The sequence below is a fragment of the Agrobacterium burrii genome (assembly GCF_017313405.1).
Classification (GTDB): Bacteria; Pseudomonadota; Alphaproteobacteria; order Rhizobiales; family Rhizobiaceae; genus Agrobacterium; species Agrobacterium burrii.
On record NZ_JAFLNA010000008.1, the window covers coordinates 256744 to 277398 of the forward strand.

The window sequence follows — 20655 nt, forward strand, 5'->3', positions numbered from 1 at the left end:
AAATAATGCCACGGCGATGAAAATCTGCCGGTGATAACCCGCCTTTGTCGGGGCTCAACTCTTGCATAACGTCTCCCCTTCCCCGATTTTGTGCGCCATGCGCCCGGCCATTCTCGATCCGCTGTTTGCCTCGGTTTCCACCCTCGCCGGTGTGGGGCCGAAGCTCGCCGATCTTCTGGCCAAACTCTTGAGCCGGGAAAGCGCCGACGATACCCGCGTCATCGACCTTCTCTTTCACGCGCCGTCGAATGTCATCGACCGGCGCAACCGCCCCGGCATCGCGCTGGCGGCCCCCGGCGCCATTGTCACCATTCAGGGACGTGTTGACCGCCACCAGCCGCCGCCACCAGGCAACCGTTCCGCGCCCTACCGGGTTTTCCTGCATGACGAGACCGGCGAACTGGCGCTGACCTTTTTCCGCGCCAAGGGTGACTGGCTTTCCAAGGCCCTGCCCGTCGATGAAGAGGTTCTCGTCAGCGGCAAGGTGGACTGGTTCAACGGCCGCGCCTCCATGGTGCATCCGGATTTCATGGTGAAGCTATCGGAGGCCGAGAACCTGCCGCTGGTGGAAGCCGTTTACCCCATGACCGCCGGGCTGTCTGCCAAGGCGCTGCGCAAGGCAATCGAAGGCGGGCTCTCAAAGCTGCCGGTCTTTCCCGAATGGATCGACGAAACGCTGAAGACCCGCCAGGGTTTCGGCGATGTCGCCTCGAGCTTCCGCGAGCTACACGATCCTCGCGACAGCGCCGATATCGAACCGCAGGCCCCGGCGCGCAGAAGGCTTGCCTATGATGAGTTTCTCGCCGGACAACTATCATTGGCGCTGGTGCGCCAGCGGATTCGTAAAGTGGCGGGCCAGCCGATCCGCGCCAAGGGCGATATCGCCGCAAAAATCCTCGCGCAGCTGCCCTTCTCGCCAACGGCAAGCCAGAGCGCTGCGGTAAAGGATATCCTGACCGATATGGCCGGCGAAGACCGCATGTTGCGGCTGTTGCAGGGTGATGTCGGTGCTGGCAAGACGCTAGTTGCGCTGATGGCCATGGCGACAGCCGTGGAGGCCGGCGGACAGGCGGTGCTGATGGCCCCGACTGAAATCCTCGCCCGTCAGCATTTCTCCACCATCTCCAAACTCGCTCAGACAGCTGGCATCACCGTCGAGGTTCTCACCGGCCGCACCAAGGGCAAGGAGCGCCGCGAGATCGAGGAACGCGTGGCGTCCGGCGAAGCACAGATCATCATCGGCACCCATGCGCTGTTTCAGGACAGCGTTGCTTACAAAAACCTTGTGCTCGCAGTAGTGGATGAGCAGCACCGTTTCGGCGTGCACCAGCGCCTGCGGCTCACCGCCAAGGGCATCACGCCGCATATGCTGGTCATGACCGCCACCCCCATTCCGCGCACGCTGGTGCTGGCCGCCTTCGGCGACATGGACGTGTCGAAGCTCACCGAAAAACCCGCCGGCCGCAAACCCATCCAGACGGTGACGATCCCCACCGAACGCATCGGCGACATTGTCGAACGGCTGCGCGCCGCTTTGAAGGACGGCAAGAAGGCCTACTGGATCTGCCCGCTGGTGGAGGAGACGGAAGAGTCCGATTTGATGTCGGTGGAAGAGCGGCATGCGGTTCTGTCGCAAATGCTCGGCCCAAATATAGGTCTCATCCACGGCCGCATGAGCGGCCCGGAAAAAGACGCCGCCATGCTCGCTTTCAAGAGTGGCGAAACCCGGCTGCTGGTGGCGACGACGGTGGTGGAAGTCGGCGTCGATGTGCCGGATGCGACCATCATGGTCATCGAACACGCCGAACGTTTCGGCCTTGCCCAGCTTCACCAGCTGCGCGGCCGGGTGGGACGCGGTGACGAGGCATCCACCTGCATCCTGCTCTACAAGGGGCCGCTCAGCGAAAACGGCCGCGCCCGGCTCTCCATCCTGCGCGACAGCGAGGACGGCTTCCTCATCGCCGAGGAAGACTTGAGGCTGCGCGGCGAAGGCGAACTGCTCGGCACCCGCCAGTCCGGCACGCCGGGCTTCCGCATCGCCAGCCTCGAGGCGCATGCCGACCTGCTGGAAATCGCCCGCAAGGACGCGGCCTATGTCATCGAGCGCGATCCCGAACTGACAGGACCACGCGGCGACAGCCTGCGCACCCTGCTCTATCTGCACCGCCGCGACGAAGCGATCCGCTTCCTGCACGCCGGCTGAAAGTTTTGACCATCATGAACATGATCGACCCACGCCGCCCACCACCCGCCTTCCGCAAGGGTTACGCCCTCTGCTCGCCGCAGAACACCTTGCAGCCGGAGACCTTTGCGAAAAGCGAGAAGAAGGCGATCGGCAAGGCTTTCAAGAAGCCCGGTCGCAAGAAGGCCTGGGCAGAGGCGCTGGAGCAAGGCTGGAGCGTGCGGCTCGTCTATATGCGGCTTTTCGTTCCTGTTTTTCATGCTACGAGCACGGCTATTGAGACGGACGATCCGGATGATGAGGATTGATTTGGTCCATTCAATGGACTAATCTGGAGTGAGCTTTAACGTTTGAGGTTAGCCATGCAGATATCCGTAACTGATGCAAAAGGCCAACTTACCGAATTGGTACGACGCGCCGAGGCCGGGGATGAAATCATTCTCACCCGGCATGGTCATGCTGCCGTGCGGCTGGTCCCAATGGTTGCGGTGGCGGATAAAAAATCCCGCAGATCCGTGCTTGAAAAAGTGCGCGCAGCAACCGCAACAAAAGCCAGTGATGGCCCGGACGCCGCGCATAGTCAGGATTTCCTTTATGACGAGCACGGCCTTCCTAAATGATCGTCATAGATACGTCAGCACTAATGGCGATCCTGCTCGATGAACCCACAGCCGATGCCTGCGCCACAGCCCTCGAGACGGATGACTCTCTGCTCATTTCCGCCGGTACGCTTGCGGAGGCCATGATCGTAGCGCAACGACGTGGCCGCAGCCGGGAATTCGAGATGCTGATCGAAGGCCTGAGTGTCGAAATCAGACCCGTCACACCCAAATCAGCGCACGGCATCTCCGAAGCCTATCATAGATGGGGGAAGGGTATTCACCCCGCCGGGCTAAACTTCGGTGACTGTTTTGCCTACGAGTTAGCAAAAACCGAAGGCTGCCCTTTGCTTTATGTCGGCAACGACTTTTCGCGAACGGACATCGTCAGCGTTCTCTAGTCCTCAAACCGGCGCGATCATCTTCGGCGGTGTGAAATCTGGCGCCACCAGACCGCCGGAAATCAGCAATTTAGCCGCGTCCTCCGGCGTCATGTCCAGCATCACGATCTTGTCTTTCGGCACGAACAGCAGAAAGCCCGCTGTCGGCACCGGGGTGGGTGGCAGGAAGACGGCGACCATCTGCTGGCCCATCTCGTTGAAGCGATGGGCAAGCTCGCCCTTCACTTCCGAGGATACGAACACCATCGCCCAGGTGCCGGAGGAGGGAAATTCGATCAGGCCGACCTTCTTGAAGGAGTTCGCATGCTCCTTCAGAACGGATTCGAACAGCTGCTTGATGCTCTTGTAGATCGGCCGCACCAGCGGCATGCGGTTGAGAATGGATTCGCCGACGCCGACGATCCATTTGCCGATGAGGTTATTGCCGAGAAAACCGATGAGGGTGATGCCAACGACGGCGATCAGCAGGCCGAAGCCGGGGATTGCCACATCGAAATATTGCTCGGGATCATAACGGGCGGGAATATAGGGCTTAACCCAACTATCCGCCCATTGCAGAAAACTCCACACCAGCCACATGGTGATGGTGACGGGTGCGAGAATGAGAACGCCCGTGAGGAAGCTATTGCGCAGACGGGCTGCGAATGAAATTTTTACTGGAATATCAGTCATTTACCGTTCGGCATTAAGCGTTGACGCTATCGAAACCCGGATGAAAACCGACAATGCCGGATGGAGTTCCGCCATGCAAGCGAAGAACTGTGAAATATTCGTCAGGAATTCCCTCGGCGCTTAAGCCCTCGACAGGACGAAAACCGAAGCGGCCGTAATAGTCCGGATCGCCCGCGACGACGCAGCCTGCGGCATTCAGGCGCTCCAGCGCGGCAAGCCCTTCGCGCGCCAGCCGTGAACCGACGCCCTGCCCCTGCCGATCCGGCGTGACCGAGAGCGGCGCAAGACAGAACCAGCCGGTTTCGCCGCTGGTGAGCGTCACCGGCGAAAACCCGATATGGCCGACGATGCCCTCGCTGTCCTCTGCAACCAGCGAAACCGTCAGCGCACCGGCCTTGCGCAGCCGCTCGACAATCCGATGTTCGGTCTTGTCGCTATGATCGACGTTACGGAAGGCATCTTCCGTAACGCGAGCAATCGCCTCTTCATCACCCTGCTGTTCCGGCCGGATGATCATTCCACCGTCACCGATTTCGCCAGATTGCGCGGCTGATCGACATCCGTGCCCATGAAGACGGCGGTGTGATAGGCGAGCAGCTGGATCGGCAGCGAGAAGACCATCGGCGCGATCAACTCATCGACATTTGGCAGGGTGATCGTCGCCATGGTCTCGAGCCTGGAGGCGGCAGCGCCCTTCTCGTCGGTGATGAAGATGATACGACCGCCACGCGCGGCGACCTCCTGCATGTTCGAAACGGTCTTTTCGAAGAAGCGGTCATGCGGCGCGATGACGATAACAGGCATGTTCTCGTCTATCAGCGCGATCGGCCCATGCTTCAACTCGCCGGCGGCATAACCTTCGGCATGGATATAGGAGATTTCCTTGAGCTTCAGCGCGCCTTCCAGCGCCAACGGAAAGCTGGTGCCGCGGCCGAGATAAAGTACGTCCTTGAAACGCGACAGATCGCGTGACAGCGCCTCGATCTGCGGCTGGATGCTGTTGAGAACCTTGCTCATGATGCGCGGCATCTCGGTCAGATGGCGAACCAGTTCGGTTTCCTGCTGAGGTGTGATCGTGCCGCGCGCTTTTCCAGCGGCAACGGCCAGCGAAGCAAGAACCGCAAGCTGGCAGGTAAAGGCCTTGGTAGAAGCAACGCCGATTTCCGGACCGGCGAGGATCGGAAAGATCGCATCCGATTCGCGCGCCATGGTCGATTCGCGCGTATTGACCACCGCACCGATCTTCAGCCCCTCCTGCTGGCAATAACGCAGGGCCGCCAGCGTATCGGCGGTTTCGCCCGATTGCGAAATGAACAGCGCGGCCTGCGTGGGAACGAGCGGGATCTCGCGGTAGCGGAATTCCGAGGCGACATCGATTTCCACCGGCAGGCGCGCATAACGCTCGAACCAGTATTTACCGATCAGGCCGGACAGATAGGCCGTGCCGCAGGCGGAAATGGCAAGCCCGGAAAGCTTGGCGAAATCGATGGCCTTGTCGGCATCCTTCACCGTCTTGGAGGCGAAATCCACGTAGTGGCTGAGCGCATGGGAAATGACCTCCGGCTGTTCGTAGATTTCCTTTTCCATGAAGTGGCGGTGATTGCCCTTGTCGACCACATAGGCCGTCGCCTGCGAAATCTGCCGCTCGCGCTTCACTGGCTTGCCCGAGAAATCGATGATTTCCGCACCCTGCCGGGTCAAGATGGCGCAGTCGCCATCCACCAGATAGGTGATCTCGTTAGTGAAGGGTGACAGGGCGATGGCATCAGACCCCAGGAACATTTCGCCACGGCCATAACCGACGGCCAGCGGCGGGCCGGAGCGCGCCGAAAGCAGCGTGCCGGGATCATCCTGAAACATGACGACCAGCGCATAGGCGCCGGTGACGCGGTTCAGCATCTTCAGCATCGCTTCGCGATGGCCAAGCCCTTCGCGGGTATATTTCGCCAGAAGCTGCGCCACCACTTCGGTGTCCGTCTGGGTGGTGAAAGTCGCGCCCTCGGCTGTCAGTTCTTCGCGCAGCTCGGAGAAGTTCTCGATGATGCCATTATGGACAACGGCAACGCCTTCAACGAAATGCGGGTGGGCATTGGTCTCATTCGGCACGCCATGTGTCGCCCAGCGGGTGTGGGCAATACCCACCACGCCCGGCAGCGGCTTTTCCGAAACCAGCTTTTCAAGGTTGAACAGCTTGCCTTCCGCCCGGCGGCGGTCCATCGCGCCATTGTCGATGGTGGCGACACCAGCCGAATCGTAACCGCGATATTCGAGACGCTTCAGCGCATCGACAAGCCGTTCAGCAACAGGCTGGGTTCCGACTATTCCGACAATTCCGCACATATATTTCTCCAGACGGCGATCTCTTCGCCGAAACTACTAACCGTTTCTCCGAAATCAGCAATTATCCCGCCGGTCACTTTCGGTATCGCTCGGTAACGTCTTTCAAGAGGCCTTTTTCTTGGCTTCCTTCAGCGCTTTCGCCCGCTCGCGCACCACGATTGCGCGGCCCGGCTTAACCTCCTGACGCGCCCGCCCGAAAGCCAGCGCATCATCAGGCACGTCATCGGTAATCACGCTGCCGGAGGCTATATAAGCCCCCTCTCCAATGGTGACGGGAGCGACCAGCGACGAGTTCGAGCCAATGAAACTGTTCGCACCGATCCGCGTTTCGGCCTTGTTGTAACCGTCGTAATTGCAGGTGATGGCGCCCGCACCGATATTGCTGCCGGCGCCGATATAGGCATCACCGATATAGGTCAGATGGTTGACCTTGGCGCCCTCGCCGATCTCCGCCTTCTTGACCTCGCAGAAATTGCCGACCTTGGCTTTGGCATGCAGGTTGGCACCCGGACGTAACCGCGCAAAAGGACCGACCATCGCACCTCCAGCAACATGAGCCCCCTCCAGATGCGAAAACGAATGGATGATGGCACCCGCCTCGATGGTCACACCGGGACCGAACACGACATTCGGCTCGATCAGGGCATCCTGCCCGATCTTCGTATCGAAGGAGAGGAAAACCGTCTCGGGCGCGATCATCGAAACACCCTCCACCATCAACTCATGGCGGCGGCGCTCCTGCCACAACTTCTCGATAAAAGCCAGTTCGGCACGGTTGTTGCAGCCGACCAGCTCGGTTTCCGGCGCATCGATGGCCACGGCGCGACGGCCGAGCGAACGGGCGATTTCAACGATGTCGGTGAGGTAATATTCGCCCTTCACATTGCCGTTGCCGATCCGGTCGAGCAGATCAAGCGCATTGCGACCGTTGATCGCCATCAGGCCGCTATTGCACCAGGTCACCTTGCGTTCTTCGTCGGTTGCGTCCTTTTCCTCGCGGATCGCTACCAGCTCGCCATTCTCGACCAGCAACCGGCCATAACCGGTCGGACGCTCGGTGTGGAAGCCGATCACGGCCACATCGGCACCGGCGGCAATCGCCTCACGCGCCCGATCAAGCGTCGCGGACGTGATGAGCGGTACGTCGCCATAAGCGACGATCAGGTCGTCGAAACCGCGCTCAATGGCTGGGCGTGCGGCAAGAACGGCATGGCCGGTGCCCTTGCGCTCCGTCTGCAAGAAAGCTTCAACCTGAAGACTCCTAAGGTTCGCGGCCGCGGCAACATTGTCAGCATCGCGCCCGACCACCAGCGCCACCGCGCCAACACCCGATCCAGCCACAGCCTCCACCACATGCGCAATCATCGGCCGCCCGGCAACCGTGTGCAGCACCTTGGATTTCGACGACTTCATGCGCGTGCTGTCGCCCGCAGCGAGAATAACGGCTAGAGAGCTGCGCTCCATAAGACCTCCAACACCCTATCTCCGGGCACAAGGGCAGCCGGGACAGTGGCATGTGTTTGACTTTACGCCAGCCGGTTGAACCGACAGGCGCATCGGTAATTGCGTTCCGGCATTGCTATAACGGCGGCCCACTTAAGAAACCATGCAAATCCACACCAAATTTCCATGCCGATTTTCATCAAACGTGATCAACGGCGGTAATGGCGTGATCTGTTCAGCGCGGGTGACGGGCGTTGAATTCCAATACCTGCTGACGACCGTTTTCAATCAGCCTGCCCATTTCGCGGCGCGCCGCGGCCTCATCGCGCAGACGAAACGCCTCGACCAGCCTTAAATGGGAAGCGGATACATCGGAAATCTCATTGGGATCGGCTTCCGGGTTGCTCATCCGGAAAATACCCGCCAGCGCTGCCTTTATCAGCGAACCGACGGTGCGCATGAACGGATTACCGGACATTTCAGTGATGAGCACATGGAAATTCATATCCGCCAGCGCCCGCTTCTCTTTAGAATAGGCCGTATTGCCCATCTCGTTGGCGTAAGCGGCAAGCTTGGCGATATCGGCGTCCTTTGCCCTGAGAGCGGCAAGCCCCGCGCCATAGGGCTCGAAAGCCTGACGGATATCATAGAGATGCAGCAGGAACTCGTCGCTGACGCCTGCCTCGAAGTGCCAGAGAAGCACTTCACTGTCGAACATGTTCCAGCTTTCGCGCTCCGTCACCCGGGTGCCGATGCGCGCCTTGGGCGAAATCATACCCTTGGCGGTCAGCGTCTTCATCGCTTCACGCAACACCGTGCGGGATACTTTCAGCCGCTCCATCAGCTCGGCATCGCCGGGCAGGATGTCACCCGTCTTGAAGGTGCCGGACACGATGTCGAGACCGAGCTTGTGAACGACCTGTGCATGATTTGTCCGCAGCTTTCGAAAACCGATCGCCGCATCGAGCATTCCGCGCTGCAAGTGTCATGTCCTCCCGTTCGGTTGACGAGGTGAAAATCGCGTATGGCTTGTATATTCCAAGTCAGGGCCACGATTTTCAACGTAGAATACAGTGAAAAACATCAACGCGCGTGAAAAGCAAAGCTAAACTTCGTTCACACGGCAAAACAGATAAAAATAACAAAGACCGCGCATGAATTTCATACGCGGTCCCCATTGAGGCCTATGCCGGCACGCAGAATTATTGCGGCAGCTTGTCGTCCACGCCGGCAACATAGAAGTTGAGACCAAGCAGAACCTTGTCCTCAGCCTTTTCACCAGCCTTCAGCCATTCCGAGCCGTCCTGCTTCTTCACCGGGCCGGTGAAGGGGTGCAGCTCGCCCGACTTGATCTTGGCTTCGGTGTCCTCAGCCATTTTCTTCACGTCATCAGGCATGTTGGTGTAGGGCGCCATGGTCAGGATGCCGTCTTTCAGGCCATCCCAGATGGATTCCGACTTCCAGGTGCCGTCAAGCAAAGCCTGCGTGCGCTTGATGTAATAAGCGCCCCAGGTATCCTTGATGGCGGTCAGCTGCGTCTCGGGACCGGCCTTGATCATGTCGGATGCCTGACCGAAAGCCTTGATACCGCGCTCTGCTGCAACCTGCATCGGTGCTGTCGTGTCGGTGTGCTGCGTCAGGATATCGACGCCCTGGTCGATCAGCGCCTTGGCGGCATCGGCTTCCTTGCCGGGGTCGAACCACGTATTGGCCCATACGACCTTGAGCTTGAAGTCCGGGTTAACCGACTGTGCACCGAGAACGAAGGCGTCAATGCCCATCACCACTTCCGGGATCGGGAAGGAAGCGATGTAGCCGGCGACACCTTTCTTCGACATCTTCGCGGCGATCTGGCCCTGAATATAACGGCCTTCATAGAAGCGCGCATTGTAGGTCGCGACGTTTTCAGCGGTCTTGAAGCCGGTGGCGTGCTCGAACTTCACCTTGGGGAATTTCTGGGCAACCTTCACGGTCGCATCCATGAAACCGAAGGAGGTGGTGAACACCAGTTCGCAGCCGGAACGGGCCATACGCTCGATGGCGCGTTCGGCATCCGGGCCTTCCGGAACGCTTTCGAGGAACGGCGTTTCGATCTTGTCGCCGAAGTGCTTCTGCAGCTCTTCGCGGCCAATTTCATGCGCCTGTGTCCAGCCGCCATCGGTGCGGCTGCCGACATAGATGAAGCAGACCTTCTTGGCGTCGGCGGCTTCAGCGGAGGAAACGACGCCTCCGAGGGCCGCGACAGAAGCGGCGAGTGCGATGACCAGTTTTTTCATTTTTACCCCTGTTGGTTTGGAGACTTGAGGATTCTTCTTCACCTGTCCGGCACGAAGGATTTGCCCAGCGATGCCGGTGTGTTGATCAAGGTCGTGCGGCGATTATGCGAGATGATGACCAGCACGACAATAGTTGCGAGATAAGGCATCGCCGAAAGCAGCTGCGAAGGCACGCCGATGCCGAAGGCCTGCGCGTGCAACTGGCCGATGGTGACAGCGCCGAACAGATAACCGCCCGCCAGCAGGCGCCACGGACGCCAGGAGGCGAAGACGACGAGCGCCAGCGCAATCCAGCCGCGCCCGGCCGACATGTTTTCCACCCATTGCGGCGTATAGACCAGCGACAGCTGGGCGCCTGCAAGACCGGCGCAGGCGCCGCCGAACATGACCGCCAGATACCGCGTGCGGATAACGTTGATGCCAAGCGCGTGCGCCGAGGCATGGCTGTCGCCAATGGCGCGGACTTTAAGCCCGGCGCGGCTTTTGAACAGAAACCAGCCGATACCGAAGACCAGCGCGATGGACATGTAGAAGATCAGATCCTGCCGGAACAGCAGCGGACCGAAAAAGGGTATTTCCGACAAGACCGGAAACACGATGGGCTGTAGCTTGATGCCAGGCAGACCGACAAAGCTTTCACCCAGCATGCCGGAAACGCCAAGCCCGAGAATGGTGAGCGCCAGCCCCGTCGCCACCTGGTTGGTGACAAGCGTCAGCGTCAGGAAACCGAAAAGCAGCGAAAATACCGCCCCGGAGGCGATGCCGGCCAGAATGCCGAGATAGGGGGAACCCGTCATATGAGAGGCCGCGAAAGCGCAGACCGCGCCCATGATCATCATGCCCTCAACACCGAGATTGAGCACGCCCGAGCGCTCCACCACCAGCTCGCCCGAAGCGGCGATGACTAGCGGCGTCGCGGCGGTGATGACGGTTAGGAGAATGGCCTGAAGCATATCCATCATGCCGCTCCTTGCTTGTGATGCGCCTTGCCGGCGAAAACGACCCGGATGCGGTAGAAAATCAGCGTATCGCAGGACAGAACGAAGAACAGCATCAGCCCCTGAAACACCCGTGTCACCTTGTCCGACACACCGATCGAAAGCTGTGCCGCCTCACCCCCGAGATAGGTCAGCGCCAGCACCAGCCCGGAAAGGATGATGCCAAGCGGATTGAGGCGGCCGAGAAAGGCGACGATGATGGCGGTGAAACCATAACCCGGCGAAATGCTGGGCTGGAGATGGCCGATGGAACCGGAAGCTTCCGAAATGCCAGCAAGCCCGGCCAGCGCGCCCGATAGCAGCAGCGAAAACCACACCATGCGGCTGGAGGAGAAACCGGCAAAGCGCCCGGCCCGCGCCGATTGGCCAAGCACGGTAACTTCAAAGCCCTTGAGCATGTAGCGCATCATGAACCACAACGCGATGGCCGCAACGATGGCAAAAACGAAACCCCAATGCGCCCGGCCCGACGCCAGCATTTCCGGCAAAACGGCGCTGTCGTTGAATGCCTTTGTCTGCGGAAAGTTGTAACCGCCGGGATCGCGCCAGATGCCGCGCGTCAGCCAGTCGAGGAAGAGCTGCGCGACATAGACCAGCATCAGGCTGACAAGGATTTCATTGGTGTTGAACTTCGTCTTCAACAGCGCCGGAATACCGGCATAAAGCGCCCCGCCGACAGCGCCCATCACCATCATCAACGGCAGGATGAGCGGCGAATGCCAGTCGGGATAAAGCACCGGCAGGATGGAACCGGTAATCGCGCCGATGGTGAATTGCCCCTCCGCGCCGATATTCCAGTTATTGGAGCGATAACAGATCGACAGGCCGACGCCGATCAGGATCAGCGGTGCGGCCTTGATTGCCAGCTCATGCAGCGACCAGACCTCCAGCAGCGGCTCGACGAAAAAGGCGTAAAGCGCGTGGGCCGGATTTTTGCCAAGCATGGCGAACATGATCGCGCCGACGAGCAGCGTCAGCACCAGCGCCAGCAGCGGCGAAAGCAGGGTGAATAGCTTCGAGACCCCTGCCCGTTTTTCAAGCTCAATGCGCATGCTGGGCGGCTCCCGAATGTGTATGGATGCCGCCCATCAGCAGGCCGATCTTTTCAAGCGTCATATCTTCCACCGGATGGGCCTCGGAAAGCTTGCCGTCGGAAATGACCGCGATATTGGTGGCGACCTCGAAGATTTCATCGAGATCCTGGCTGATGACGATGACGGCCGAGCCGGCCTTGGCGAGATCGACCAGCGCCTGGCGGATACGGCTTGCAGCACCGGCATCCACACCCCAGGTCGGCTGGTTGACCACCAGCACCGCCGGCTGACGATCAAGCTCGCGCCCGACGATGAATTTCTGCAGGTTGCCGCCGGAAAGCGATCCCGCCAGCGGATCGGCCCCGCTTTTGCGCACATCCATGGTTTCCGAAATGCGCCGCGCCGCCGTCTTGATGACCGAGCCGCGGATGATGCGCAGAAAACCGCCCGTCAGAAACGCCTTGCGGTCGGAGCGCGCCCGCGCCAGCAAAAGATTGTCGGAAAGGCTCATGCCCGGAACGGCGGCATGGCCATGGCGCTCCTCCGGCACGAAACCGGCGCCCATCAGCCGGCGGCCATTGATGCCGATGCGGCCGACCGCCTTGCCGCGCAGATGGATGGCGTCATTATTATAGACGGGATATTCGCCCGAAAGCGCGTCGAACAGTTCGCCCTGCCCGTTGCCGGCCACACCGGCAATCGCCAGCACTTCTCCGGCGCGCACATTCATGGAAATCGATTTCAAGGCCACGGCAAAAGGCGTGCGCGGCGCGACCGAAAGCGCCATGACTTCAATCTGCGGCGCGCCAAGCGCTTCACCCGTTGCCCGCGAAACGCTTGCGACATCGCTGCCAACCATCATGCGCGCCAGCGATGCCGGCGTTTCCTTGCGCGGATCACACGCACCCGTCACCTTGCCGTGACGCAGGACGGTGGCGCGATCACAGATGCGCTGCACCTCTTCGAGGCGGTGGCTGATATACAGCACCGATCGGCCTTCGGCCTTCAGCTTTGCCAACGTCTCGAACAGCTTGTCAGCCTCCTGCGGCGTCAAAACCGAGGTCGGCTCATCAAGAATGATCAGGCGCGGGTTCTGCAACAGGGCGCGGACGATCTCGATGCGCTGGCGCTCGCCGACCGAAAGATCGGCCACATGCGCATTGGGATCAAGCGGCAGGCCATAGGCCCGCGACAGCGTTTCCGCTTCCCTTGCGATTTCCTTCAGAGAAATTTTCGGATCGAGCGAAAGGGCGATGTTTTCAGCGACCGTCAGCGCCTCAAACAGCGAAAAATGCTGGAACACCATGCCGATACCGAGCCTGCGGGCCTCGCTGGGCGAGCCCACGGAAACCGGCTGGCCCTGCCAGATGATGTCGCCTTCTGTCGGTGCAAGGACGCCGAACAGCATCTTGACCAGCGTGGACTTGCCCGCGCCGTTTTCACCCAGAAGCGCATGGATTTCGCCCGGCGCAATATCGAGATCGATGCCGTTGCAGGCGGCAAAATTGCCGAACAGCTTGGTCAGCTTGCGAACGGACAGGAGAGGCACGGCCTCTGGCGCCAAAGTTCCAGTCACGAGTTCCCTCTTTCACCGGCCGCTCATGCCTTCTTCGAAGCATTTTTAACAGCCGTGGTCATTGTTCCCAATCCCGTGGCAATGCGTATGCAATGCTGCGCGACCATGATTTATTGATAACTGTTTTGCTGCTGCGCACAACATAAAAAGCAGTTGCTTAAATGCAATTTGCACAAGCAATAAACGGCTTTACCTTTTTCTTATTTCGCGCCGAGCGCAGGGAAAAACTGCAATATTCCCCCGATGCAATAAAGATAGATGCCGCTCGCCGTGAATGCGATCACCGCCCATGTCGGCGTTTCAAAATGCATCAGCAACGCATAACCACCGAGCGCGCACCAGACGAACACGACAGCCAGATTGAGCGGCCGCAGCCGCTTCACCCGCACCGGATGCAGGAAATTGATCGGCAGGAACGTCAGAAACACCGAAACGGTAACGACGGTCATAGCCGTGGTGGCGCTGGCATCCAGAACGAACAGGGTGAAAACCACCATGTTCCAAACCACCGGGAAGCCCGAGAAAAAATATTCATCCGTCTTCATGCCCATATCGGCATAATAAATGGCGCTCGACACCACGATCATGCCGGCGGCAACGAAGGATAGCGGCTCGCCGATCATGCCGCTCTGGTAAAGCGCAAAGGCGGGCAGAAGCACATAGGTCACGTAGTCGATGATGTTGTCGAGCGTATCGCCGGACCAGTTGGGCAGAACTTCCTTTACCCGCACCTTGCGGGCGATGGGGCCATCGATACCATCGACCAGCAGCGCAAGCCCCAGCCACCAGAACATATCGACGAAACGGTGTTCGGCAGCCGCGACGACGCCGAGAAAAGCCAGGAACGAGCCGGATGCCGTCAGCATATGCACGGAAAAGGCGCGGATTTCCGCGTAGGGAACACGCTTGTAGTTGAAAATTTTCATGGTCAGCGTCTGCGCCCCGCTTTTCATCCGCCCTGTTCATTCCGGTATGCGGCCATTCACCACGCTTTGCAACCGGCTCAATCCGCTTATCCTAAGACTAATATAGTGGCGCAACCAACGAATGTTTGCGCCCGGATGTTGCGGCGTCCAAGTGGATTTACCCGCGCAAAGCCTCTATGATGCTCTGGAAATAACAACGGATCAGGACCATGAGACACTTCGATATCGCCATCATCGGTGCGGGACTTGCGGGCCAGATCGCGGCCATAGCACTCGCCCGGGCCGGCCGCCACGTGGCGCTCATCGCACCTTCAAGCGACAGGAAGGACCGGCGCACCACGGCGCTGATGGACCAGTCGATCCGCTTCATGGACCGCCTCGGCCTGTGGTCGCGCATCGCCCCTTCCGCCGCTCGTCTTTCCACCATGCAGATCATCGACGGCACCGACCGCCTGCTGCGCGCGCCGACGGTGCAGTTCCGATCCTCCGAAATCGGGCTCGACGCCTTCGGTTGGAACATTCCCAACGAAGCGCTTCTGGGCGTGCTTGGCGAAGCTGTCGAACAGGAACACAATATCACCCGTCTCGACACCGTGGCCGGGACAATCGACATCGGCAACGACCGCGTCTCGGTAACGCTTGGCGATGGTGAAATCATCTCCGCCGATTTCCTGATCGGCGCGGATGGCCGGAAATCGATGGTGCGGGATGCGGCCGGCATCGGCGTCAAATCCTGGTCCTATCCGCAGACCGCCATCGTCCTGAATTTCGGCCACAGCCGGCCGCACGGCAATGTCTCGACGGAATTCCACACGCCGACCGGACCTTTCACGCAGGTTCCCCTGCCCGGCGACCGCTCCAGCCTCGTCTGGGTCGTCACGCCACAGCAGGCGGAAGAACTGACGGCGCTGCCGCTGGAAGCCCTGAGCCTGAAGGTCGAGGAACGCATGCAATCCATGCTCGGCGCTGTTACCGTGGAGGACAGCGTGCAGGCATGGCCGCTGTCTTCCATGACGGCGCACCGCTTCGGAAAGGGCCGCGTGGCCCTGATCGGCGAGGCGGCGCATGGTTTTCCGCCCATCGGCGCGCAGGGGCTGAACCTCAGCCTACGCGACATCATCGTGCTGACGGAACTGCTGGGCGCCGTCTCCGACCGGCCGATAGCAGCAGACGCCGGCAGCAGCTTCGACCGCAAACGACGCGCGGATGTCTACACGCGTACCCTCAGCGTCGATCTCCTCAATCGCTCCCTGCTTTCCGATTTCCTGCCGGTGCAGATGGCGCGCGCGGCTGGTCTGCATGTCCTCTCCGGCATCGGCACGCTCAGAAGCATGGTCATGCGCGAAGGCATCGAGCCGGGCCGTGGGCTGAAGGCCCTGCCCTCGCTGCTGTTCGGCAGCTTCAAAAAGGCTGGATGAAATACACCACGCCAGTCAGCGTGAAGACCGACAGCACCGTCGAAATCAGGATCGTTGCCGACGCGCGCTCCTGCCAGACGTGATATTGTTGACCGATAACGAAGACATTCGTCGCGGTCGGTAGCGCAGCAAGCAGAACGGCGGAATAGATCCACACCGGTTCGAACCGCCCGAGCGACGACAGGACCAGATAGGCAGCGAGCGGATGCAGGATCAGCTTGGCCGGCACGATATAGCTGATCTCCACCGGCACGCGCTTCATCGGCCGAAGCGCCAGCGTCACGCCCATGGCAAACAGCGCGCAGGGCGCTGCCGATTGCGCCAGATAATCGACAAGCCGCTGCACCGCCTCCGGCGGCTGCCATGACAGCGAAGCGGCGAGAAATCCGGCAATCACCGAGACGATGAACGGATGGGTAATGACCTTGCGCGCCACATCCAGCGCAAGCCTTCCAGCCGAGCGCTTGTCGCCGCCCGCAACCGCCATCATCGCCGGCGCGACGATGAAATGCGCGGCGTTTTCAAGGCAGACGATCAGCGCCACCGGCACCGCCGCCTTTTCGCCAAGCGCCAGAAGCGCAAGGCCCGGCCCCATGTAACCGATATTACCGTAACTTGCCGCGAAACTCTGGATCGTGGTTTCGGCGAGGCTGTTCTTGCGGACAAACCGGCCGATCAGGAACACCAGCAGAAAAATGCCATAGGTGCAGGCAAGGCTGGCGGCAACGAAATCCATCCGCGCCAGCTCTTCCACCGGCGTTTTCGACACCAGCTTGAAAAACAGCGCCGGTAAGGCCGCATAGATGATGAAGGTGTTCAGCCAGCCCATCGCCTCGACCGGCTGTTTTGTTATCCGCGCCGCGCCGTAACCGATGAAGATCAGGCCGAAAAACGGCAACAGCAATCCAACGATATCAGCCACGGTCGTTCCTCAAGAGCATTTCCGTCAAAAGTGCGTAAAACAAAGAGGTAGAGCGTTTTCGCGTTTCGGAGAAAAGCAGAAATGCTCCAAGTCCGCGAGAGGCTTAGCCGATTTTCATCAGGATCGGAAAGGTCTCCTGGAACCAGATCGCCACGTTGGTGATGAAACCCGACATGAAAGCGATACCGGTAAGCACCAGAAGCACACCCATCACCTTTTCGACGAGACCGAGATGGCGGCGGAAGCGCACGAGGAAACGCATGAAGGAACCGGAAAACGCCGCCGCAATCCAGAACGGCACCGCAAGACCGAGCGAATAGACGGCAAGCAGCATCGCGCCGTCGCCAACCGTCTCGCGCGACGCGGCAACCCCGAGGATCGCCCCCAGAACCGGACCGATGCAGGGCGTCCAGCCGAAGGCGAAGGCAAGGCCCATGACATAGGCGCCGGAAAGCGTTGCCGGTTTGCCCGCCCCCTGAAACCGCGCCTCGCGCGAAAACAGGCCGATGCGGAACACGCCGAGAAAATTCAGGCCCATGAGGATAATGATGAAACCGCCGATCTTGGCGAGAATATCGAGATTCTGTCGCAGCAACGTGCCGATCGTCGAAGCGCCTGCCCCCAGCGCCACGAAAACAGTGGCGAAACCGAGGGTGAAGAAGAAAGCCGAGAACATCACGGCCCTGCGAATCTCCGGCCGCGGCGCGGTCTCCTCCGTCTTGAACTGCTCGACGGAAACACCGGCCATATAACAGAGATAGGGTGGCACAAGCGGCAGCACACAGGGCGACAGAAACGAAAGAGCGCCGGCCAGGAGCGCGCTGAACAGGGAAATATCGGCAATCGACAAGAAGAACTCCGCATCCCGCAAAGCCGCCGCGATTTTGAAGATTCGCCCGCACTTCACGCTTCATTTTCGTGCATGTCATTGCTGCAAAACGATTTCACCCGTTTACCCGACACGCCTGAAGCCGGTTTTATCCCCAGCCGCCCCCTCTCTCCAATCACCTTTTTGGGGGTGCGACAAAAAAAACCAGATTGATTGTCGAAAGCGCTTTTTTTGGGTTGACCGAACGGATCGCTCTACCTATGTTCCGCGCACTTCCGAAGGGCAAATCAGCCCCGACACGGGAGAGCGTAGCTCAGCCGGTAGAGCAACTGACTTTTAATCAGTAGGTCCAGGGTTCGAATCCCTGCGCTCTCACCAAAATTCCCCAAAGAGATCAAGGCCTTGTCGGAATCGATGAGGCCTTTTTATGTTCCAAACCCGACACAGTGGAATCCCTTGTTTTCTGGGCTTTTACATCCTGTTACCGGCGGTTACATGGAACACATTTGGATCATGACCACGGTGGAACATGGTGGATCACGGTCAGGTTTGGACGGCCTAGGCGTACAGAATCGAGTCATTCCCGGCCCGCTGGCGCGCGCCTCGGCAGAAATGCAACAGCTGCTTTCCTTCCCTCTTTCATTTCCCATTCGTATTGTTCGACGCGCCACGTTGCGCCTACGGCCTAGCATTGCTGGCTCTGGTCGAGTCCTGCTCACCGAAAAATAGAGGGCAGGCAGTGGCAAGCCGTAGGCGCGGCAGTGAGGCCGACTAAAGGCACGTCACGCTGTTTCGGCCATAGCGAGTCATGGACGCCTATAGGCCATTTCCAGCCGCATCCATCAAAATCAACCGCTGAAGCTCGCCACGCACAAACCACGGCATGAACTAGCGCGATCCGGGATACATAGCGATCCACAATCCACCACAAGGAACCGCCGCCATGGCACGCTTTACCCAAACCGTTGATATCTGGAATCACAGCCCGGAGGCCGTCGCGCCGCTTCACCCCGGAAAATCAGGACATCGAAAGCAAAACCATCGCGATTCTGAAGACGCAGACACCAAACCGGAAAGGAGGCAAACCGACACCTGCGCATATTGCCTGCCACAGTGCAGCATAGCAGGATCGCAGAGTGCATGGGGGGGAGCGCCGGGACACTTACACGGTACGGCTTATGAGGAAGGGGAGCGGCAATGAGGAGCCAGAGGAAATTTAGAGAAGGCTGAAATTGGACAGAACATTGCCTGTGCAGACCATGTAAAGATCGGCAACTGGTTCGAACGTGGCCTCCAACTCCCGATCAACATAAGACCAGAAAGCACTATAGAAGCCGTCGCTGGCATACTCATATTCGGGGTCAGCATAGTCTATCACACTTGCTCGAATGTGCTTAAGGGTCAAAGCCGCCTGCACTGCGGCCCTTACCTTTTGAGCAAACTGCTCATCCAAATAAGCGACCTCGATTGCATATTTTTCAAATGCGGCTTCGTGAACGTTGGGAAGCATCGAACTCGACCCCTCTTCCACGGTCGTCCTCATATGTACAAACCGTATGCGTCCGCTTGCATCTGAACGTACTATGTACCCACCCCTGGCCCGCCTAACTTGCAGAGCTTTGTCCCTCATCGACTTAACAAACCAGTGAATGCGCTCGCACTCGTGCGCAAGGACCATTTTGTAAACGCGAATTTTGCGATCATCGGCTCTCTTGCGACGACGCCATTCGAGCGCCTCCTTCACAAGAAACAGGATTATTGCCGAATAAACCGCAACGGGGACGGTATTCAAAGCTGTAAGATTCACAGCCAGCCACTGCCAGCACGATTCAAGATGCGCGCACACGGAATGAGCGGTGGTCTCCATGCCATTCAATCCAAATTTCGTCGGCTGTCGGACTATTATAGAAAGTTCAAATCCTCAACCATCTCAGCAAATACAGCTTTTCGAATGCTCGCTCTAGACGAATATCTAATCGCGCTAGACGCCCCAATTAGGCTAGCCATCATTTAGTTACTGGCCTAATGTCGTTCCACTGACCGTCCTCAAGTGCATACCATTCATCAGGCTTCCCATCGACGTAAACCACAATCTGCTCCACGTCTGGATCAATATCAGTGAAAAAGGTGATAAGACCCTCCTTGTCCGCAGGGCCGGTGCATCGAATATCTCCGCGCTGAAGTTCGTAGTTGTAGCGATAGTCCAACACACCCGTCATTACGCCCTTGTGGTAGAAGCCGTTTTCCGCCTTAGGCACTTTAAAATTTCCCACTTTATCACCATCCTGTTTTTGTCAGCCGATAGCTTCGCACAAACGTCCGCGTTCTGGAAAGGCCCACGGCAACAACTGACCTGCTAGCCTATCGGTTTGCCTTGTCGGCCTTTATCGCTGGAGAGCCTTGCGGGTGGCAGTAAGGCGCAGCCGCGCAGACACGGCGAAGCCATGAAATGGGGTCGTTGATCGTATTGACCGGCTACCGCCGTTCTTGCGCGGGTTATCGCCCTTTGCTTTGCTGCCCGCTAGTCATGTTCCATTGCCGGACCTAGGCGATGCGTCACAATCCATTCCAGCCGTGTGGCCTGCTGAGGCGGGCAGTAACAAGCGCAGCGCGTTAGCCCTAGGCCGTAGGCCGTAGGCCGCAGGGAATGGCCTCTCCTACTGGGTTGCACCAGTGACGAGACGCAATCCACTACGGTGCAAAACACCCGGGTGAATTTTACCATTTCGCCACATAGCTGCCCCGTGACGCGCAATCCGTTTTTCGTGGCGTGTGTCGCAAGGCCGGTGTCAGTATGGCCAGCCCCTGCCCCGCTGTGGTTCGGATTTACGGCCTATCGGCCTTTCGGGGCTTTCGCCCCTTAACTGCCCGCCCTTCTATGGATAACGCGGCGAAAGTGACGAAATGGGGAAGTGTCGCTTCGGGTGGCGTGTCCTACGGCGTGTTGACGTGGCTTGACTGGCCTTGAGGAAAGAAGCGCAATTGAAGTGGGTATGCAGGCCGCAAAATACCAATCATGTAATAAAATGTATTGACCTG

The 20655-nt window shown here is 59.1% G+C and carries 19 protein-coding genes and 1 tRNA gene; 6 read left to right on the plus strand and 14 right to left on the minus strand.

The annotated features are described in order from the left end of the window. Positions 1–97 precede the first annotated feature (97 nt). Genes recG through JZX89_RS16580 form a run of 4 tightly spaced genes read left to right on the plus strand, consistent with a single transcriptional unit; the run spans position 98 to position 3182 of the window. Positions 98–2203: an ATP-dependent DNA helicase RecG gene (gene recG / locus JZX89_RS16565; protein ID WP_207134764.1), complete on the plus strand. Its 2106-nt coding sequence runs from the start codon at positions 98–100 to the stop codon at positions 2201–2203. Positions 2204–2217: 14 nt separating this feature from the next. After that, a complete protein-coding gene (locus JZX89_RS16570; RefSeq protein WP_207134765.1) occupies positions 2218–2490 on the plus strand; it encodes a hypothetical protein in 273 nt (90 codons plus the stop codon). Positions 2491–2544: 54 nt separating this feature from the next. Next, the gene (locus JZX89_RS16575; protein ID WP_149897373.1) at positions 2545–2802 is read left to right on the plus strand and encodes a type II toxin-antitoxin system Phd/YefM family antitoxin; all 258 of its coding nucleotides are present in this window, start codon (positions 2545–2547) and stop codon (positions 2800–2802) included. Then, positions 2799–3182, plus strand: a complete 384-nt coding sequence (locus tag JZX89_RS16580) for a type II toxin-antitoxin system VapC family toxin (protein ID WP_207134766.1) — start codon at positions 2799–2801, stop codon at positions 3180–3182. The genes JZX89_RS16575 and JZX89_RS16580 overlap by 4 nt, the downstream gene beginning before the upstream one ends. A 3-nt stretch (positions 3183–3185) precedes the next feature. Here the strand turns inward: JZX89_RS16580 and JZX89_RS16585 are convergent, their stop codons facing one another. The 10 genes from JZX89_RS16585 to pcsA form a co-directional block, all read right to left on the minus strand. After that, on the minus strand, positions 3186–3854 hold the full coding sequence (locus tag JZX89_RS16585; protein ID WP_207134767.1) for a DUF502 domain-containing protein: 669 nt from the start codon (positions 3852–3854) through the stop codon (positions 3186–3188). Positions 3855–3867: 13 nt separating this feature from the next. After that, the gene (locus JZX89_RS16590; RefSeq protein WP_207134768.1) at positions 3868–4371 is read right to left on the minus strand and encodes a GNAT family N-acetyltransferase; all 504 of its coding nucleotides are present in this window, start codon (positions 4369–4371) and stop codon (positions 3868–3870) included. Beyond that, positions 4368–6194 (minus strand): glutamine--fructose-6-phosphate transaminase (isomerizing), encoded by a 1827-nt coding sequence (gene glmS / locus JZX89_RS16595; RefSeq protein WP_207134769.1) that lies wholly within the window; start codon positions 6192–6194, stop codon positions 4368–4370. Before glmS ends, JZX89_RS16590 begins: the two co-directional genes overlap by 4 nt. Positions 6195–6296: 102 nt before the next feature. Then, positions 6297–7658 (minus strand): bifunctional UDP-N-acetylglucosamine diphosphorylase/glucosamine-1-phosphate N-acetyltransferase GlmU, encoded by a 1362-nt coding sequence (gene glmU, locus JZX89_RS16600; RefSeq protein WP_207134770.1) that lies wholly within the window; start codon positions 7656–7658, stop codon positions 6297–6299. Positions 7659–7872: 214 nt separating this feature from the next. Further along, a complete protein-coding gene (locus JZX89_RS16605) occupies positions 7873–8607 on the minus strand; it encodes a FadR/GntR family transcriptional regulator (protein WP_149898092.1) in 735 nt (244 codons plus the stop codon). A 232-nt stretch (positions 8608–8839) separates the two neighbouring features. Beyond that, positions 8840–9913 carry a BMP family ABC transporter substrate-binding protein gene (locus tag JZX89_RS16610; protein ID WP_207134771.1) on the minus strand — a complete coding sequence of 358 codons (1074 nt, stop codon included), beginning with the start codon at positions 9911–9913 and terminating at the stop codon, positions 8840–8842. A gap of 38 nt (positions 9914–9951) precedes the next feature. Then, positions 9952–10872, minus strand: coding sequence for an ABC transporter permease (locus tag JZX89_RS16615; RefSeq protein WP_174373600.1), 921 nt, complete (start codon positions 10870–10872; stop codon positions 9952–9954). After that, positions 10872–11963, minus strand: coding sequence for an ABC transporter permease (locus tag JZX89_RS16620; protein WP_149897365.1), 1092 nt, complete (start codon positions 11961–11963; stop codon positions 10872–10874). Before JZX89_RS16620 ends, JZX89_RS16615 begins: the two co-directional genes overlap by 1 nt. Next, on the minus strand, positions 11953–13509 hold the full coding sequence (locus JZX89_RS16625; protein WP_207134806.1) for an ABC transporter ATP-binding protein: 1557 nt from the start codon (positions 13507–13509) through the stop codon (positions 11953–11955). The genes JZX89_RS16620 and JZX89_RS16625 overlap by 11 nt, the downstream gene beginning before the upstream one ends. A 212-nt stretch (positions 13510–13721) precedes the next feature. Beyond that, positions 13722–14447 (minus strand): phosphatidylcholine synthase, encoded by a 726-nt coding sequence (gene pcsA, locus JZX89_RS16630; RefSeq protein ID WP_149897364.1) that lies wholly within the window; start codon positions 14445–14447, stop codon positions 13722–13724. Positions 14448–14656: 209 nt separating this feature from the next. Between pcsA and JZX89_RS16635 the strand changes: the two genes are divergently transcribed. Then, on the plus strand, positions 14657–15865 hold the full coding sequence (locus JZX89_RS16635; protein ID WP_207134772.1) for a UbiH/UbiF family hydroxylase: 1209 nt from the start codon (positions 14657–14659) through the stop codon (positions 15863–15865). Here JZX89_RS16635 and JZX89_RS16640 read toward each other — a convergent pair. Both JZX89_RS16640 and JZX89_RS16645 read right to left on the minus strand, forming a co-directional pair. Then, positions 15849–16787 carry an AEC family transporter gene (locus JZX89_RS16640; RefSeq protein ID WP_207134773.1) on the minus strand — a complete coding sequence of 313 codons (939 nt, stop codon included), beginning with the start codon at positions 16785–16787 and terminating at the stop codon, positions 15849–15851. The two genes, JZX89_RS16635 and JZX89_RS16640, sit on opposite strands and share 17 nt — an antisense overlap. A 103-nt stretch (positions 16788–16890) precedes the next feature. Beyond that, positions 16891–17637: a cytochrome c biogenesis CcdA family protein gene (locus JZX89_RS16645; RefSeq protein ID WP_149897361.1), complete on the minus strand. Its 747-nt coding sequence runs from the start codon at positions 17635–17637 to the stop codon at positions 16891–16893. 281 nt (positions 17638–17918) lie between these two features. On the opposite strand from JZX89_RS16645, the gene JZX89_RS16650 reads away from it, so the two are divergent. Beyond that, positions 17919–17994, plus strand: a tRNA-Lys gene (locus JZX89_RS16650). An 838-nt stretch (positions 17995–18832) separates the two neighbouring features. Here JZX89_RS16650 and JZX89_RS16655 read toward each other — a convergent pair. Next, positions 18833–19483: a hypothetical protein gene (locus JZX89_RS16655; RefSeq protein ID WP_207134774.1), complete on the minus strand. Its 651-nt coding sequence runs from the start codon at positions 19481–19483 to the stop codon at positions 18833–18835. Between the two features lie 139 nt (positions 19484–19622). Beyond that, complete coding sequence (locus tag JZX89_RS16660; RefSeq protein WP_207134775.1) at positions 19623–19889, minus strand: hypothetical protein; 267 nt, start codon at positions 19887–19889, stop codon at positions 19623–19625. Positions 19890–20655 lie beyond the last annotated feature (766 nt).